We start from the raw sequence: 17,841 nt of genomic DNA on the forward strand, positions 1-17,841 counted from the left end.
TATGCAATATTACGAATTAAACATAGACGGCCTGGTCGGTCCTACCCACCATTACGCCGGACTCGCCCCGGGCAATATCGCATCCACAACCAACGCGTTCAATATAGCCAATCCGCAAGCAGCCGCCTTGCAAGGTCTCGCCAAAATGAGATTACTGCATGAGGCCGGTTTGAAACAGGCTGTATTCCCACCTCACCAACGCCCCAACCTTCATCTGTTACATCAACTTGGTTTTACAGGTGATCCTGAACAACAACTCGTGAAAGCACAGCAATATGCCCCACGGCTTCTCAGTGCCTGCTATTCCGCATCGAGCATGTGGGCTGCTAATGCGGCCACCGTCACTCCAAGTCTTGACAGCGTTGATCAGCGCGTTCATTTTACGGCGGCCAATTTAATCAGTAATATTCATCGTCATCAGGAGGCTGATTTTTCCAGGTACTTGCTGGAACGATTGTTTAACAACCTTCAATTTTTCCGACATCATCCCGTTTTACCCAAAACCATTGTGACCAGCGACGAGGGCGCGGCCAATCACAGCCGCCTCTCTGCCAGTCATCAATCCCCCGGTATGCACCTGTTTGTTTATGGAAAGCAAGGATTACATCAACAAACGAAAGACGCCGCACCGCGAAAATATCTGGCCCGGCAAACGCTTGAAGCCTCGGAAGCGATAGCAAGAGCGCATCTGCTCCATCCGGAACGAGTTGTTTTTGCCCGACAAAATCCTGACGTCATTGATCAGGGGGTTTTTCATAATGACGTGATTGCCGTTGCCAACGAACAGGTGCTTTTCATTCACGAACGCGCACTGGCAGATCAGCATAAAGTCTATGAGGAACTTAAAAACAAGGCCGATTTTAATCTCGCAATTATTGAAGTCCGTGATCAAGACGTCACGGTACCCGAAGCCGTTGATTCCTATTTATTCAATTCGCAACTATTGACCATGCCCGACGGTTCCATGACGCTGCTCGCGCCAACGGAGTGTGAACGCAATGAGCGTGTACGGCTGTTCATTGATAAATTGCAGGGCGATTTTAGCAATCCAATAACAAAAGTCCGCTTTATTGATGTCAAACAAAGCATGTGTAACGGTGGTGGCCCCGCCTGTCTTCGATTACGAATCCTGCTAAACCAGCAGGAATTGTCCGCGATGCACCAGGGAATTCTTATCACCACACCTCTTCTCGACAGGTTAGGTGATTGGGTTAAAAAACATTATCGAACCAGACTGCATGCCTCCGATCTGACCGATCCCAGGCTTATTGACGAATCGTTTACCGCTCTGGATGAACTCAGCCAGTTGTTACAGCTTGGTTCCATCTATCCTTTCCAGCAAGAGATCACCTGTTAAATGAGATGGAAAACCCTGGGTGGGCGATGTATTTACCGAAGCGAAGGGATCCGGATTTATGACAATCTCTTTTTTCGCTGGCTCACCTTCGACACCAGACCAATTCAGACGCTCATTAATAAATGGTATCCTCATCGCCCGGAACTTCATTACATCAAGCCGCTGGTCTTCATGGCACAACAGCTCCCCGGTGATTGTTGTCTGCTTGGTCTGGGCGGTGCCGGCGTTGCTCACGTATTAGCAAAGCCGCTGAACCGTTTTACCATAACCGCCGTTGAAATGGAGGCGGAAATCATTCATCTGGCCTCGCGATATTTCCAGATCGATAAACGGGTGAACCTGAGCATCGTACATCAGGAAGCCAGTCAGTACGTGCGAGAAAATCACTCGGTATTCCGGCACGTGATTGTGGATCTTTTTAATGCCAGCTCATTCCCGGAAAGCTGCCATAATCCCGAATTTTTCGCCCATTGCAAACGCCTGCTGATGGAAAATGGTGTGCTCGCCGTCAATCTGGCCAATCAACAGGAACACAAGCCCATTTTTGACTTTATCCGCAGGATCTTCCCCGGCAACACGGTTGTGCTTCCCATACCTGAAAGCGCCAACATGGTGATTCTGGCGCAAAAAAATGAAACAGCGAACACGTTAACCGATTTTTTAAAAAGCACCTCCCATCTAAAACACCTGGCCTGGGATCCACGATGGGGTTGCATGGCCGCCATCAAATAAAACATTTCGCAAACACAACAAAAATCGCCATGTTGTTCATGCGAGCCGCCTGAAGCAGCCCGGATGAAAGACTATCAACTCAAAGGCCTGACACAGCGCACCCGATCTGGATTAAGCAATTTATCATCGACAAATTGGATGTCGATGGCAAAAGACTGGAACCAGGCTTCCGTGTTACTGTTTTCTGTAGACGTCCAGTAATTGTCAGGAAAAAAATTGCCGACAGGCACCTGATTCACAAAAAGACAATGCAATTGCTGCCTGGCCGGCAAAAACCAGTCGTTATAACACACATTTCCCACCTGACAGGGGGCATTGCCTTGCGAGTCAATTGCGAAATCATTACAAAGCTGCGCCGCGTAAGGCATCCCGCCATTATTACCCAATACCGCCACAATGGTAGTGGTGTTCGTCGCCCCGTCGGTATTACTATTTGCACCAGTAAGAATATAGTTACCCCAAATAATATTCGCACTGATATCCATTGTCGCAGCAATGAGGTTGTCCAGGCCACCATCGGTACAGGCCACGACACCCCCATGGAACGGATCACCCACCGTCACTACGGCAATGTCTGGGTTGATGGTAGTGGTATTATCTCCCTTGACAGGAAAACTGGTTTGAGCCACCCCGGTTGCTCCCGGAGTAAACGTAAGCTGACAACTCGTTCCCGGCGCAACACTGGCACAGGTGTTTCCCGTTTCGGTGACCTTGCCGGCAAGTGCTGTACCAGTAAAATCAGACTTGATATTGGTCGCCGTGACATCGGTTGACGTGTTATGGATGGTTAATACGCCCGCCGCGCCGTTAACGATTAACACCAGTGGCGAACCGGTGACGCTGATGGCGGCACTGGTACTCGGATCCAGAATGGAAATATCAAGAATATCATTGGCGCCGGGCTGATAACATTGCAGGGTACTGCCTTGCTGGCATACCATTGGGCCGCCGGTAATATTGTCCGTCAACTGGCTCGCGTTTATCTGCAACGACAGAATACAGGAAGCGCCTCTGGATGGCAGCACAAAAGGATTGCCGCAAAGACCTGCGCCATTGGTGATTTGCGTAATGCCCTGTACCGGCTTCACAACCAGCGTATGAGGCCTGGCTGATTGATTGGTAACCCGGTAATTGACTGTCGCAGTGCCGTTTAAGGGAAGGATCATACTGGTCGCCGTTAATGGAGTAAACGTCCACAAGGGAGCGCCTGCCTGAACGGAGGTGAGTAATAAAAAGGAAACCATTCCCGGAATAAATTGCGAAAATCTCCATATTTTCATGACAGGTATTCCTACGCGATATAAGTGATATTAAATAACAAACCATTGGTTCTCAGATGATCCATGGCCAGCCCGGAATTTAAAGTCTGGCTTTCGGCACGGTAAAGCTCACTTTTCCCCCAATCGGCAAATTCATAACCAACCCCTGCCTGCCAATGATTGTTCAGCACTTTTTGCACACCGGCACCAACCGTGTAGGTAAAAGCGGTTTTGGTATGAGACGCAAAATCGGGGTTAGCCAGCGCTTCGAAAATAGTTGGCCTGTTATGAAATTCGTGGGCGCGATTAAATCCCGCGCCGATGCTGCCGCTAATCCAGGGAATCAATGTATTCCATTGTCCGGCCAGTAATTTGCCTTTCAACGCGATATGGCTGTGACTCAATTTATAGTTATAGGCGTAATTATTAAACTGGGGATCGGCGTCATCCCATATTTCACCGGATAGATCCGCATCGCCGGTGGCCGCCACTGCTACACCAATCTGACCTTGAAATTGCCGAACCAGTGATTTTTGCAGCCCTAAAAAAATCTCGCCATAAAACAAACCATTACTGGATTTATCAGCCGCATAGGTTTTTTCAATGTCCGGAGCGAGAAAAAAAGTCTGGCTCTCACCGCCGCGAGCCCACACAGGCCCGGCGCTCACGCTGACTACCCATGGAAATAACGACGGGGCGACATTTGTCTTACCCGGCTCACCGGCCATAACCGTATTGTTGAGTATTCCTGCAAGCAACACCCCTGTCCCATAGCCATAAACGATCTTCCTGTTCATCCTCACCACATATCTCCCGTTGCTCAACAAACCCTGTATATATTTGGTATTCTGCCAGGTACACTCCCACTACCTTCAGAGTAAACTCCCGCCATCCCGACAAAAAAGAAGATGATACTCTAACCTACTCTGATTTCCATATCAAAATATCATTAAAATTATTTGACGTGTTTACGCGGCATCGGCAAGATAGGCTCATCATCAGACTGTAACAGCACAGCCTGACAATACTACCAAAACAGGGGATCAATCTATGGAACAAATGACAGCTATTGTAACAGGAGGGACCGGCGGCATCGGTACTGCAATTTGCCGAAGCCTCGCCGCCAGCAATTATCGGGTTATTGCCTGTTATTTCAAGGATGGTAACCATGAAGAAGCGAAACTCTGGCAATCGTCTCAAAAAAAAGACGGTTTTAACATTGATATTCAATACGCCGATGTCAGGCAGTTTGAGGACTGCGAAAAACTCGCGAGGGTAATAAAAGAACAATATGGTCGTATTGATGTGCTGGTAAACAACGCGGGAGTGACCCGTGACATGACTCTGAAAAAAATGACCCCGAAACAATGGCAGCTTGTACTTGACGCTAATTTAAACAGTGTCTTTAATGTGACACGCAATGTACTGCCTCTGATGCTAGAGAGGGAGTATGGTCGTATTATCAGCATTTCATCAGTCAGTGGCCGCAAAGGTCAGGCCGGTCAATGCAATTACGCGGCTACCAAAGCGGCATTACTTGGTTTCAGTAAAAGCCTCGCCCTCGAAACAGCCGACAAAGGCATCACGGTTAACACCATTTCCCCCGGATATATTGAAACACCCATGCTTGCCGCCATGAGGGAAAGTGTCCTTAAAGCCCTTATCACAGTCATTCCCATGGGCAGATTAGGCAAACCGGAAGAAATCGCCAGAGCCGTCACGTTCCTCGCTTCCCCGGACTCCGGCTTTATTACCGGTGCCAATCTTGACATTAACGGTGGGCAATATATGTAAAAATTGGCGCTTGAACGGGTTACGCACCTAATTAAAAAGAGGCCTTCGTCCGTCGGGTGAGTACCCGTCCAAACCTTATCCCGACAGGAGGTTATTATTTGTTGTTGAACAAGAGTCGCCTTGTTTTCACACGCTTCAAATTATGCGAGATTCATAGTATCTTATGGTGCGATAATTAATACGGTTCAATTGCATAACAAAACAGGGATGTGAAAAACGACAGATAGCTGACTTTCACATGTATGTGCTATGGGTTTTTCGGAGGCTTGTAAGGAATTATGCCCGGAAATATGGATTTATTAAATTTATCTGATGAGGATAAATATTACCTGAAATTGCTGGTAGCCGAACATTTCAAACATCACGGCTCAGGTTGCTTCAAGGAAGATGAGTATATCGTTACCGCCGCCCCCTATGCCCCCCCGAATATGGAACAAAAATCAGCCTCACCAGCCTCGAAAATTGATGTCACCAATGAAGCGGGCTATTTCCCAACAGTCTGGGAACTGGGCGCGCGAATAATCAATTACGGCGCGTCTTTTTTTGCAACGCCATCGCCCGCGCCCCGGGAAAAGTCCCCCGATACACAACGAGAGAAGATAACTTGTTACCGCTCCCTGTCGCATAATTTGCTGGTACAAAAGGAAGATGGTTGTTATCTTTGCTACCTTATGGACAAAAAGCCTTTTGACGGCGGCGCTTTCGGGTCAATTTCCGACTCTCCGGGTCTCCTGATGATTGATACGGCCAAAGACGACATACGCTTCATTAAAACCGGCAATGTTATCAAACATATACAGGGAATGGCCTCGGAAAAACTCACTCAACTGATAAACAGGGAGGCTTCCCATTTAAAAGCCATCTACCCTGAAACCCGGTTATTTCAGGCAATCATTGCAAAAAAAGCACCTCAAAACATATTTGACGCCATCATGCAAATGGATCACAAAGCCGATACGGAGTATTGGATTGTAATCCCAAAAATAGCAGGTGTATCACTGGAAAAATATCCGGTTGATAACCTGACTATTGCGCAAAAATTAAAAATTGCCCTTTCATTGATGTGGAAATTACAGCAACTGCATGATCCGAATCAGTTAGGCGGCGTGCATATACACAATGACATCAAGCCTGCCAACATTATTATATCCGACGATTACGTTGGTGATTATTGTGATTACGGAGGAGCCTCCGGCAGGAATGAATCTCTCGGCGGTATTACTCAAACGCCATTATATTCCATGTACAATCCCAAGGATATATTTCGCGAAACCAGGACAACGGAAGAAAAAGCCGACACCCATAGTCTGGGCATCACCCTGTTTCAATTATTTCTCGACGGCCAACAGCTCCCCCAGGGGGTCAAGCGCTGGGACACATTACCCAAAGGCAAGCATGAAAAAATCAAAAAAAACTGGCTGGAACCATCACATACAAAATCAAAATATCAATCGGTAAAGCTTACAGACAATGAGGTGGGCCGGTTTTTCCGAAACCTGCACGGAAAAACTCTCACATTGGGATTTCACGTAACCGGGCTGGATAACCATCAAACAAAAAAACTGTTTGGTGTGCTAAAAGGCATGCGCACCAAAGAAGGGATTTTATTATCAGAGGCTTACAATACCTTGCTGGATATAGCCAAAACCGTTCCTGATTTTGAATCGGACTATTTTAGTGACAAGTTCATGCCAATTATGGAATCACCATTAATGCCCGCATAGAAAGGAGCATTTCAAAGTTCATGATCACAATGAAATGCCTATGAACTTTATATTTCCATCAAGTCCTTTTCTTTCATTTCAAGAGCGGCGTCTACTTCCGCAATGTATTTATCCGTTAATTTCTGAATCACTTCACCGGCACGGTGTTCGTCATCTTCTGAAATCTCTTTTTCCTTCACCAGATCCTTAAGGTGATTATTGGCATCTCGTCGAATATTGCGAATTGCGACACGGCCTTGCTCGCCTTCGGCACGCACTACACGAATCAATTCCTTGCGCCGCTCTTCCGTAAGTGGCGGCATGGGAACACGAATCGCACTACCTGCTGTCGCCGGATTCAAGCCCAAATCGGACGTGAGGATGGCTTTTTCAATAACCGGCACCATGTTTTTTTCCCAGGGAGTAACCAGCAGAGTTCTGGAATCACTGGTCGTCACATTAGCCACTTGCGATAAAGGCGTGGGATTTCCATAATAATCGACATGAATATGATCCAGAAAGCTCGTGTTTGCACGACCCGTACGAATTTTCGTTAAATCATTATGCAATGTTTCAACTGTTTTTTTCATCCGCTTTTCAGCATCTTGTTTGATGTCATTGATCATGATTCGCTCCTACAATAGTTCCAACCCGTTCACCCATAACGATTTTTTTCAAGGCATGCGGTTCTTCCATATTAAAAACCTGCAAGGGCATACCATGATCCTGGCATAGGCAAATAGCCGTTGCATCCATCACCTGCAAACCATCCTGCAATATTTGTTTATAAGTCAGGTAATCATAGCGTATGGCTTTCGGATTTTTAATCGGGTCATCCGAATAAATGCCATCCACTTTAGTCGCTTTAAGGACAATATCAGCACCAACCTCAATGGCTCTCAGACACGCTGCCGAATCAGTAGTAAAAAAAGGATTTCCGGTTCCGGCGGCAAAAATAACAACGTGGCCATTACGCAGATGGGTTATTGCCTTGCGTCGATGATAAGGATCCACCATCCCCATCATTGGAATGGCAGACATAATCCGGGCCGGCAAGTCAATGCGTTCCAGAGCGTCGCGCAGAGCAAGCGCGTTCATGACCGTGGCCAGCATCCCCATGTGATCGCCGGTGACACGTCCCAATCCGGCTTCAGAAAGCGCTTTGCCACGGAAAAGATTGCCTCCGCCGATCACCAGGCCTACTTCCACACCCATCTTAATCAGTTCATCGACATCCACGGCAATACGATCCAGCACGGATGGATCAATGCCAAATGGCGCTTTACCCATCAGCGCCTCGCCACTGCATTTTAATAAAATGCGTCTGTATTTTATTTTGGAAGTTTTGTCATTCATTGTTTTATTCGCGAACCTGTGCCATCACTTCCTCAACGAAGTTGTCTTCTTTTTTCTCAATGCCTTCACCCACTTCAAAACGGATAAAAGAAATGACTTCCGCATTTTTCTCTTTTAAAAGTTGTCCTACTTTAATGTTCGGATCCTTAACAAAAGGCTGGCCGAGTAAACTGACCTCATCAATAAATTTATTGATACGTCCTTCAATCATTTTGTCAATAATTTCCTGAGGTTTGCCGCTTTCGCGAGCCTGGGCAGTAAAAATATCGCGCTCGTTTTCTATGGCATCGGCAGGAACCTGATCCCGGTTTACAACCATGGGACGGCTGGCTGCAATATGCATGGCAATATCTTTAGCCAGGGACTCATCGCCATTTTTCAAAGCCACCATAACACCAATGCGGTTGCCGTGCAGATAAGATCCTATGACACCATCGCATTGCATCCGCACCATGCGACGAATTTTAATGTTCTCGCCAATTTTGGCGACCAGCTCTTGTCGAGCCTGTTCAAGGGTATTGCCTGAGGCAATCGTTTGTGCGGACAATTCTTCCACATCCGTAGCCGAACTGTTTAACGCCGTCTGGGCAACAACATCCGAAAAACGGGTAAAGTTTTCATCTCTGGCCACAAAGTCGGTTTCACTGTTGATTTCCAGCATTACCGCCGTATGCAGATCGCCGGAGCGGGCAACAACAATGACGCCTTCCGCCGCAACTCTGTCGGCTTTTTTATCCGCCTTGGCCTGTCCTGCCTTACGCATCTCTGAAATAGCCAGTTCGATATCACCATTGGTCGCAACGAGGAATTTTTTACATTCCATCATACCGGCGCCCGTTCGCTCACGCAATTGCATTACTAACTTCGCGCTAATTGACATTATATATCCTCCACATATCAGGAGCACCGAACCGCCTCGCCGCAGATGCTCCCGAACTATCAATAATTAAATCAGTCGGCTGCCTTATCGGACTCTTTCTCAGTCGTCGCTACCTCGACAAATTCAGCATCGGATGATACACCACCGATCGTATTACCCTGTTTACCATCTAAAATAGCATCAGCAATACAGCGCACATAAATATCAACGGCTCGCATGGAATCGTCGTTACCGGGAATGATGTAGTCGATGTTGTCCGGGCTGTTGTTCGTATCAACAATACCAATAACAGGGATTTTCAAGCGGCGAGCTTCCTCAACGGCAATTTTTTCAAAACCAACGTCGACGACAAACAACGCGTCAGGCAAACCGCCCATGTCTTCGATGCCCCCTAAACCACGCTCCAGTTTTTCAAGCTCTCTGGTTAACATCAACGCTTCTTTTTTAATCATACCGGCAAACAAGCCTTTATCGCGCATTTCCTTCAGTTCTTTCAACCGGAAAATAGACTGACGGACTGTTTTGTAGTTGGTCAGCATGCCGCCCAGCCAACGGTGATCCACGTAAGGCATGCCACAGCGTCTTGCGTGCTCACGAATACTGTCCTGAGCCGCTCTTTTAGTGCCGACAAACAGTATTTTGGCCTTGTTTGACGCCAAACGACCGACATAATTAACAACGTCGTTCATTAGCGGCAAGGTTTTTTCCAGATTAATAATGTGGATTTTATTTCTTGAACCAAAAATGAAGGGCGCCATTTTAGGGTTCCAATAACGGGTTCTGTGACCAAAATGGGCACCTGCTTCCAGCAATTCTCTCATACTAACATTCATTTTATTTCTCCAGGGTTAAGCCTCCACATTTCCCATACCGTACCCTTCCAGGACTTGTTGACAAGCCCTGATAGAGGGACCCTACGATATGTGACGAAATGTGTGTGTCGTTAAAAGCGCCGTATTTATAACACAATCAAGGGTTTTCGGCAATCATCCTCCTTCCCGACAAGAAAAATAATCCGGAAAGTTCCATCTGAAATTGTCCGATAAATCGTCTATACTCCAGACTGCCTATCAAAAAAATTGCAAGGAGCATAGAATGATCAGGAGATTAATGTTTATTACCATGCTGGCAGGATCATTTTTAACGATACAAATGTCCTATGCTGATTCGTACAAGAAACCCCATCACCAATGCAAGGCGGGTTGGAACAAGCTGATAAATAAACTGCAGCTCACCGATGACCAGCAAACCAAAATTAAAGCCATTAAGGCAAAAGGCAGACAAATGATGCAGGCCAACCGTGAACAATTCAAGGCGATACGTCTCAAGATGAATCAACTCATCACCAGTGAAAAACTGGACGAGGCCGCTCTTGACAAATTGATTGATCAAAAGGTCGCCTTGACTCGTGCCTCACTAAAATCACGCATCATGACCAAAAACGAGATATACAATCTTCTCGATCCCAGACAAAAACAAATTTTTCAGGATATGATGCAGAAATGGGAAGCCAAAAAGAAAATGTTTTTTAAAAAAGAACAGGATTAAATCCATTAACGCGACTATTTTCATCCCAAACCGGATATCCCTCACAGGGTATGGGGCACTATGATAACACGCTATCCTTGTGTTAATATTAGTGTTTTTTGTGGATTTAAAAAATGGCTATAACGATTAAAACTCCGGAAGAAATAGAAAAAATGCGTGTGGCCGGTCGCCTGGCAGCGGATGTCCTGACCATGATCGGCCCCCATGTAAAGGTCGGAGTGACAACGGATGAATTAAACACCATCTGCCATGATTATATTGTCAACGTGCAAAAAGCCATTCCCGCACCGCTGGGTTACAACGGATTCCCCAAATCGATTTGCACGTCCGTAAATCATGTGATTTGCCATGGAATTCCCGGCAAAAAAGCCCTCAAGGACGGCGACATCATTAATATTGATGTCACCGTTATCAAAGACGGTTATCATGGTGACACAAGCAAGATGTTTTTTGTAGGCACACCTTCCGTCAAAGCCAGTCATGTCGTTACTCTGGCGCAGGAATGTCTTTTTATCGGGATTGACATGGTAAAACCGGGCGTGCGTCTTGGCGACATAGGCCACGCTATTCAGCAACACGCTGAAAATAATCGTTGTTCGGTCGTCCGTGAATATTGCGGCCACGGCATAGGCCGCGGGTTTCATGAAGATCCCCAGGTTCTGCACTATGGCACTCCGGGAACCGGCGAAACCCTGCGTGAAGGTATGACCTTTACCATTGAACCCATGGTTAATACAGGCAAGCATCACACGCGGTTACTACCCGATAAATGGACTGTGGTTACCAAGGATCACAGCCTGTCAGCCCAATGGGAACATACCCTGCTGGTTACCGAGAAAGGGGTCGAAATTCTGACCTTGCGAGATGAAGAACGATAACCTTTTTTTAAAACAGTCGCTAAAACGGTTCAAGGATGAGCTGTGTGATGAGTTTTGTCATAAAATCAGCATTATCAGTCTTACCCGCAAGCTGGTAAGTTTTATTGACAATCTTCTGTTAACCCTCTTTCAAAAACATAAACTGCACATTAATAACCGATTCTGCCTTCTTGCCCTGGGGAGTTATGGTCGCCGGGAATTGCAGTTGCATTCGGATATCGATCTTCTTCTTCTGCATACGGACGAAGTCAGCAAAACCGAATTGCAGCACGCCCAGGCCTTTATTCAGGATTGTTGGGATATCGGACTGAATATCAGTCATCAAATCACCACCGTCACAGCCTGTGCGGATCTGGCCAGCCAGGATTTAAGCGTTATATCCAGCATTCTGGACATGCACCTTCTATGTGGCCGTGGCACGTTGATGGAAGAATTGCAATATCAAACCCACCCTCTGCATATGTGGTCAAGCGCGCAGTTTTTTGCCGCCAAGCAGCAAGAGCAAAATCAACGGGACATCAAATACGGCGAAACGGCCTATAACCTGGAGCCGAATGTCAAGCAAGGCCCCGGAGGATTGCGGGATCTGCAATTGATCCTCTATCTTGGAAAACGTCATTTTGGCATAAAAAAACTGGCCGATGGCATTGCGTGCGGTTTTATAGCCGATAAAGAATACGAAGAACTTATAAATGGCCAGCATTTTCTATGGCGCGTACGTTTTGCACTCCATGTCCTGGCCGGAAAGCAGGAGGAGCGGCTACTGTTTGACTATCAAATCAAACTGGCGGAATTATTTGATTTTCAGGATAAACCAGGCTCTTTAGCCATTGAACAGTTTATGAAACTGTATTTTAAAAACATCAAACGCATGCGGGAACTGAATGAAATGTTGTTGCACTGGTTTTCCGAAGCCATCCTTCATCATGAGAAACAATTCATCACCCCGTTAGACGCGAATTTCCAGCTCTCCAATAATTTTATCGAGGTTCGACACGCCCGGGTATTCCAGCAAGCGCCCCTGACATTTTTACAATTGTTTCTATGGCTGGCCAAACGGCCGGATATTTCCGGCGTAAGAGCCGGAACCATACGGCTTCTTCGTCAAAATATCTATCTGATGGATAAAAAATTTCGCACATCGACCGCCACGACGCAATGTTTTATTGCCATATTCAAGGAAGGAAAAAACCCTTATTACGCCTTGCGCCACATGAATCGCTACGGAGTTTTAGGCCATTATCTGGATTGTTTTGCCGCTGTCACCGGACAAATGCAATACGATTTATTTCATGTTTACACGGTTGATCAACATACCTTGTTTGTCATTCGCAATCTGGTGCGATTTCTTGATCCCGAGCACAACCACGCGTTTCCATTAGCGGCAACCCTCATGCCCAACATTGAAAAACGGGAAATATTATATCTGGCCGCCCTTTTCCATGATATTGCCAAGGGGAGAGGCGGTGATCATTCGGAGCTTGGTGCGGAGGAAGCTGAAACATTCGCTTTAAGACATGGTCTGGATGAATATGAACGCACCTTGCTGGTCTGGCTGGTTCGTCATCATCTGTTAATGTCCCAGACCGCACAAAGGCAGGATATTTACGATCCCAAAACCATTACCTTGTTTTGCCAGCGCCTGCCTCTTTCGGAATATCTCGATTACCTTTACTTGCTCACGGTTGCCGATATTTGCGCCACTAACCACACATTATGGAATACCTGGAAAGACTCCCTGCTAAAGGAATTGTATCATTCCGCCCGCCGCGCCATGCAACAGGAAAAATCCATTATTGACGAAGATAGTTTTATCCGGTCGCGACAACAGCAGGCTTTGGATATACTCACCAAAGACGGCATTTCTGCCGACGCCATTCAAAACCTGTGGCTGCATTTCAAGGGAAAATATTTTTTACACGAACCTCCCGCCGTGATTGCGCGCCATACCAAAGCCATCCTTCACAGCCAGCAGTATCCTTTAATTATTATTATGCCTCACCATAGTCAGGGGGGTACGGAAGTCTTCATTTATATGCCCCATCGGGATGAACGATTTACCATTACCACCACCGTGTTAAGCAACCACCATACAACTATTCAGGAAGCCACCATCCTGACCTGTGACAATAATTTTGATATGGATACCTACATTATTCTGGACGAGCAGCACCGCGCACTCAGTGATGAACAACGAATACGGGCCATTCAACAGGAACTGGCAAAATACCTGGCCGATGCCTCGAAATTGCCCGTCACGGCAAAACGTCGTTTATCGCGCCGGCAGGCTCACTTCAAATTAAAACCGCAAATTACCTGCAGCGACGATCAACAACAGCAACTTACGCGCTTATTTCTGGTAACAACGGACAGGCCAGGGTTATTGGCCACTATCAGCCGTGTTTTTCTGAGGCACCACATTCACTTGCATAACGCAAAGATTGCAACCGCCGGTGAACGTGTTGAAGATATGTTCTATATCACCACCCAACAAGGATTGCTCTTAAACTCACAGGAAAAAAAATTATTAACCAATGATCTGATAGCACAATTGACAAGCGCTAATCCCGAAGTGTCATAAAAAAATCCGCCAGCAGGTGAGCGCATTCGGATTGCATGGGTCCTTCGTCAATCAGAACCTTATGATTAAGCGGAAACCCCTGTAATAAATTATGTACCGAACCTGCCGCCCCGGCTTTAAAATCCCGGGTTGCAAAGACAAGGCGCGCCAGCCTCGCCTGTACCATGGCTCCGGCGCACATGGAACAAGGCTCCAGGGTCACATACAACGTGGCGTTGGTGAGGCGGTGATTACCCAGCTTCGCCGCCGCCATTCGAATGGCAATCATTTCCGCGTGGGCGGTAGGATCATTAGCGCCGATAACCTGATTATGACCCGAACCGAGCAACGCCTGATGCTGGTCAACGATCAACGCCCCTACAGGTACTTCCCCGGTGTCTTTCGCTTTTAAAGCCAGTTGATAGGCTTGTTGCATCCAGAAGGTGTCATTCATTCCCATTCAATAGTAGCAGGTGGTTTTCCGGAAATATCGTAAGTGACACGAGACACGTCGCTGACTTCATTAATGATCCGGTTAGACACGACCGATAGAAAATCCCAGGGTAATTGCGCCCAATGGGCCGTCATAAAATCAACGGTTTCAACGGCTCGTAAACAAATCACATAATCATAACGCCGCCCATCCCCCATGACGCCAACACTTTTAACCGGCAAAAAGACGGCAAAAGCCTGGCTAACTTCATGATACAAGCCAGCCTTGCGCAGTTCATCAAGGAAAATTGCGTCGGCCTTGCGCAAAATCTCGGCGTATTCCTTTTTCACTTCCCCAAGAATTCGCACACCAAGCCCCGGCCCCGGAAATGGATGGCGATAGACCATTTCGTAAGGCAACCCCAGCTCAAGGCCTATTTTACGGACTTCATCCTTAAATAATTCACGGACAGGTTCAAGAAGCTTGAGATTTAATGTTTCCGGCAAACCACCGACGTTATGATGTGATTTAATGACGACCGCAGCGCCATTGGTGTGGGTGGCGGCCGACTCGATGACATCCGGATAAATGGTTCCCTGAGCCAGCCATTTCACCCCGGATATCCTGCTCGCTTCGGCGTCAAAAATTTCGATAAAGGTACGGCCGATAATTTTGCGCTTTTTCTCTGGACAATCAACCCCTTGCAAAGCGTCAAGAAATTGTTGCTCACCATTAACGGCAATCACTCGTATGCCCATATGCTGACCAAACATGGTCATCACTTGCTCCGCTTCATTTAATCGGAGTAGTCCCGTATCGACGAACACACAGACCAGTTTATCCCCTATGGCTTTATGCAGTAAAGCCGCAACCACCGAGGAATCCACGCCGCCGGACAATCCAAGCAGTACCTGATCATCACCAACCTGCTCACGAACCTTTTGTATCGCCTGGTTAATAATATTTTCCGCAGTCCACGTCGTATCGGCCTTGCATATATCAACCACAAAGCGTTCAAGGATACGCGTTCCCTGTAATGTGTGGGTCACCTCCGGATGAAACTGCAAGCCATACCAGTGACGTTCTTCATTGGCCATGCCCGCGATAGGCGCGTTACGCGTTTCACAAATCACTGAAAAATCAGGCGGCAGCCGCGTGACTTTATCACCATGACTCATCCAGACATCCAGAAGAGCGGCACCATCGCTATCCGTACGATCCTCGATGTTACTTAGCAACGCGCTATGGCCATGCAGACGTAATTCGGCATAACCAAACTCACGAAGTTCGGACGACTGCACCTCGCCGCCTAGCTGAACGGCCATGGTTTGCATGCCATAACAAATACCAAGAATCGGTACACCGGCACTGAAAACCCATTCCGGAGCCCTGGGATTGGATGAGTGGGTCACCGTAGAAGGACCGCCTGATAAAATAATACCACGCAGATCGAGCCCATCCAGACTTGCCGGATTGAGATCATACGGATGGATCTCACAATAAACACCAAGCTCGCGGACACGACGTGCAATCAGCTGCGTGTACTGGGATCCGAAGTCAAGAATAATAATCAGATGTTTTTTAATATCGTTAGCCATTAGGGCGTTTCCTCATTCTGTTTCACAGCTAAAACCTGTGCTAATTTGCGCAAATTGCAGTTTGAATTCGTCAAACAGGGCTGGCTATTCTCCTCATTCAATCTGCAATTTGCGCTAAATGATCCCAATTTTTAGCTCGCGAAACAGAATGAGGACACGCCCTAGTTATCAACCTGATAATTGGGCGCCTGTTTCGTAATGTTGACATCGTGAACATGCGACTCCCGCATGCCGGCATTGGTTACCTGGACAAACTGTGCTTGTTGATGCAAGGCAGCGATAGAATTGCAGCCCGTATATCCCATGCAGGATCGTAATCCGCCCATCATCTGATGAATGATGGTTTGCACAGGTCCTTTGTAAGGAACCCGCCCTTCAATGCCTTCGGGAACCAGCTTTTCCATGCCCAGGCTACTATCCTGAAAATACCTGTCGCTCGATCCCTGAGCCTGTGACATGGCTCCCAACGATCCCATACCGCGATAGCTTTTATAAGTGCGTCCCTGATACAACTCAATCTCACCCGGTGATTCCTCGGTGCCTGCAAACATGCTTCCCAGCATGACGGAATTCGCTCCGGCAGCCAAAGCCTTGCAAATATCGCCGGAAAACCGGATCCCGCCATCGGCGATAACCGGAACCTGTCCCCGTACCCCATCCGCCACATTGGCTATCGCGGTAATTTGAGGCACTCCGACACCCGTCACAATACGCGTTGTGCATATGGAACCGGGACCGATACCCACTTTCACGGCGTCGACACCGGATTCAATCAGAGCTGTTGCCGCAGCAGCCGTAGCGATATTGCCCCCAATCACTTCAATATCAGGAAAATGTTTCTTCATCCACCTGACCCGATCAAGAACCCCCTGGGAATGACCATGGGCGGTGTCAACAATAATGACATCAACACCGGCGTCAACCAGAGCCTCTACACGCTCATCCGTTCCCTCCCCGACACCGACTGCCGCGCCAACCAGCAACTGCTCGGCGCCGTCCTTGCTGGCCAGGGGATTTTCTTTCGCTTTCTGAATGTCTTTGACCGTAATCAAACCACGCAGCTTGAACGAGTCATTGACAACAAGGAGTTTTTCCAGACGGTGCTTGTGAAGCAAGCCTTGAACCTCTTCCCTGCCGGCACCTTCCCTGACAGTGACCAAACGTTCCTTGGGAGTCATAACCGCTGAAACGGGTAACGATAAATTCGTTTCAAACCGGATATCCCGACTCGTAACAATGCCTACCAGCAAATCCTTGTCCAGAACAGGCACACCTGAAAAATTATGTTTGGCAATCACTTCCAGCAATTCCCTTACAGTTGTATCAGGACTGACTGATACAGGATCCCTGACCATACCGCTTTCAAACTTTTTAACTTTCCGTACTTCATCCGCCTGAGCAAGGATACTCATATTTTTATGAATGATACCAATGCCGCCCTCCTGTGCAATTGCAATGGCAAGCCTTGCTTCAGTAACCGTATCCATAGCGGCAGATACCAGGGGAATATTTAATTCAATATTCCGCGTTAGTCTGGTTTTAAGTGAGACTTCCTTGGGAAGGACCAGCGAATGTGCAGGAACGAGCAACACATCGTCAAAAGTTAGTGCCTGTTGCACAATGGAAAGAGACATAAAAACCCCTGCGATTAAATTAACCGAATATTATACAACCATTACGTAGAATATTAAATATCATTAAGTTAATTTTTTGATCGCATGGTCACAAAAATCAATCAGGGTA

General features: G+C 47.2%; 16 protein-coding genes. 7 read left to right on the plus strand and 9 right to left on the minus strand.

The window, feature by feature from the left end; translation table 11 throughout:
- Position 1: 1 nt before the first annotated feature.
- Both astB and CKW05_RS09280 read left to right on the plus strand, forming a co-directional pair.
- Complete coding sequence (astB, locus tag CKW05_RS09275) at positions 2-1,357, plus strand: N-succinylarginine dihydrolase (RefSeq protein WP_058482875.1); 1,356 nt, start codon at positions 2-4, stop codon at positions 1,355-1,357.
- A complete protein-coding gene (locus CKW05_RS09280) occupies positions 1,358-2,089 on the plus strand; it encodes a spermidine synthase (protein WP_058482876.1) in 732 nt (243 codons plus the stop codon).
- 74 nt (positions 2,090-2,163) lie between these two features.
- On the opposite strand, the gene CKW05_RS09285 is transcribed toward CKW05_RS09280, so the two are convergent.
- Positions 2,164-3,369 carry a hypothetical protein gene (locus CKW05_RS09285; RefSeq protein ID WP_058482877.1) on the minus strand — a complete coding sequence of 402 codons (1,206 nt, stop codon included), beginning with the start codon at positions 3,367-3,369 and terminating at the stop codon, positions 2,164-2,166.
- Between the two features lie 11 nt (positions 3,370-3,380).
- Positions 3,381-4,145, minus strand: a complete 765-nt coding sequence (locus tag CKW05_RS09290; protein ID WP_058482878.1) for an outer membrane protein — start codon at positions 4,143-4,145, stop codon at positions 3,381-3,383.
- A 253-nt stretch (positions 4,146-4,398) separates the two neighbouring features.
- Here CKW05_RS09290 and phbB point away from each other — a divergent pair, with 253 nt between their 5' ends.
- Together phbB and CKW05_RS09300 are read left to right on the plus strand one after the other, a co-directional pair.
- The gene (phbB, locus tag CKW05_RS09295; protein ID WP_058482879.1) at positions 4,399-5,142 is read left to right on the plus strand and encodes an acetoacetyl-CoA reductase; all 744 of its coding nucleotides are present in this window, start codon (positions 4,399-4,401) and stop codon (positions 5,140-5,142) included.
- Between the two features lie 290 nt (positions 5,143-5,432).
- Complete coding sequence (locus CKW05_RS09300) at positions 5,433-6,866, plus strand: protein kinase domain-containing protein (RefSeq protein ID WP_157737720.1); 1,434 nt, start codon at positions 5,433-5,435, stop codon at positions 6,864-6,866.
- A 47-nt stretch (positions 6,867-6,913) separates the two neighbouring features.
- On the opposite strand, the gene frr is transcribed toward CKW05_RS09300, so the two are convergent.
- The 4 genes from frr to rpsB all read right to left on the minus strand — a co-directional run bounded on the left by frr (position 6,914) and on the right by rpsB (position 9,914).
- Complete coding sequence (gene frr, locus CKW05_RS09305) at positions 6,914-7,471, minus strand: ribosome recycling factor (protein ID WP_058482881.1); 558 nt, start codon at positions 7,469-7,471, stop codon at positions 6,914-6,916.
- Positions 7,461-8,201: a UMP kinase gene (pyrH, locus tag CKW05_RS09310; RefSeq protein WP_058482882.1), complete on the minus strand. Its 741-nt coding sequence runs from the start codon at positions 8,199-8,201 to the stop codon at positions 7,461-7,463. Before pyrH ends, frr begins: the two co-directional genes overlap by 11 nt.
- Positions 8,202-8,205: 4 nt before the next feature.
- A complete protein-coding gene (gene tsf, locus CKW05_RS09315) occupies positions 8,206-9,084 on the minus strand; it encodes a translation elongation factor Ts (protein ID WP_095140733.1) in 879 nt (292 codons plus the stop codon).
- A gap of 68 nt (positions 9,085-9,152) precedes the next feature.
- Positions 9,153-9,914 (minus strand): 30S ribosomal protein S2, encoded by a 762-nt coding sequence (gene rpsB / locus CKW05_RS09320; protein WP_058482884.1) that lies wholly within the window; start codon positions 9,912-9,914, stop codon positions 9,153-9,155.
- Positions 9,915-10,176: 262 nt separating this feature from the next.
- Here rpsB and CKW05_RS09325 point away from each other — a divergent pair, with 262 nt between their 5' ends.
- The 3 genes from CKW05_RS09325 to glnD all read left to right on the plus strand — a co-directional run bounded on the left by CKW05_RS09325 (position 10,177) and on the right by glnD (position 14,088).
- Positions 10,177-10,629 carry a Spy/CpxP family protein refolding chaperone gene (locus CKW05_RS09325; protein WP_065238382.1) on the plus strand — a complete coding sequence of 151 codons (453 nt, stop codon included), beginning with the start codon at positions 10,177-10,179 and terminating at the stop codon, positions 10,627-10,629.
- Between the two features lie 113 nt (positions 10,630-10,742).
- The gene (gene map / locus CKW05_RS09330) at positions 10,743-11,507 is read left to right on the plus strand and encodes a type I methionyl aminopeptidase (RefSeq protein ID WP_058482886.1); all 765 of its coding nucleotides are present in this window, start codon (positions 10,743-10,745) and stop codon (positions 11,505-11,507) included.
- Positions 11,494-14,088 carry a [protein-PII] uridylyltransferase gene (glnD, locus tag CKW05_RS09335; protein ID WP_058482887.1) on the plus strand — a complete coding sequence of 865 codons (2,595 nt, stop codon included), beginning with the start codon at positions 11,494-11,496 and terminating at the stop codon, positions 14,086-14,088. Before map ends, glnD begins: the two co-directional genes overlap by 14 nt.
- On the opposite strand, the gene tadA is transcribed toward glnD, so the two are convergent.
- The 3 genes from tadA to guaB all read right to left on the minus strand — a co-directional run bounded on the left by tadA (position 14,069) and on the right by guaB (position 17,732).
- A complete protein-coding gene (gene tadA, locus CKW05_RS09340) occupies positions 14,069-14,521 on the minus strand; it encodes a tRNA adenosine(34) deaminase TadA (protein WP_058482888.1) in 453 nt (150 codons plus the stop codon). The two genes, glnD and tadA, sit on opposite strands and share 20 nt — an antisense overlap.
- Entirely contained in the window at positions 14,518-16,098 is a 1,581-nt protein-coding gene (gene guaA, locus CKW05_RS09345) for a glutamine-hydrolyzing GMP synthase (protein WP_058482889.1), read from the minus strand. Before guaA ends, tadA begins: the two co-directional genes overlap by 4 nt.
- Before the next feature lie 161 nt (positions 16,099-16,259).
- Positions 16,260-17,732 carry an IMP dehydrogenase gene (guaB, locus tag CKW05_RS09350; protein ID WP_058482890.1) on the minus strand — a complete coding sequence of 491 codons (1,473 nt, stop codon included), beginning with the start codon at positions 17,730-17,732 and terminating at the stop codon, positions 16,260-16,262.
- Positions 17,733-17,841 lie beyond the last annotated feature (109 nt).

Source organism: Legionella spiritensis, from assembly GCF_900186965.1.
Classification (GTDB): domain Bacteria; phylum Pseudomonadota; class Gammaproteobacteria; order Legionellales; family Legionellaceae; genus Legionella_C; species Legionella_C spiritensis.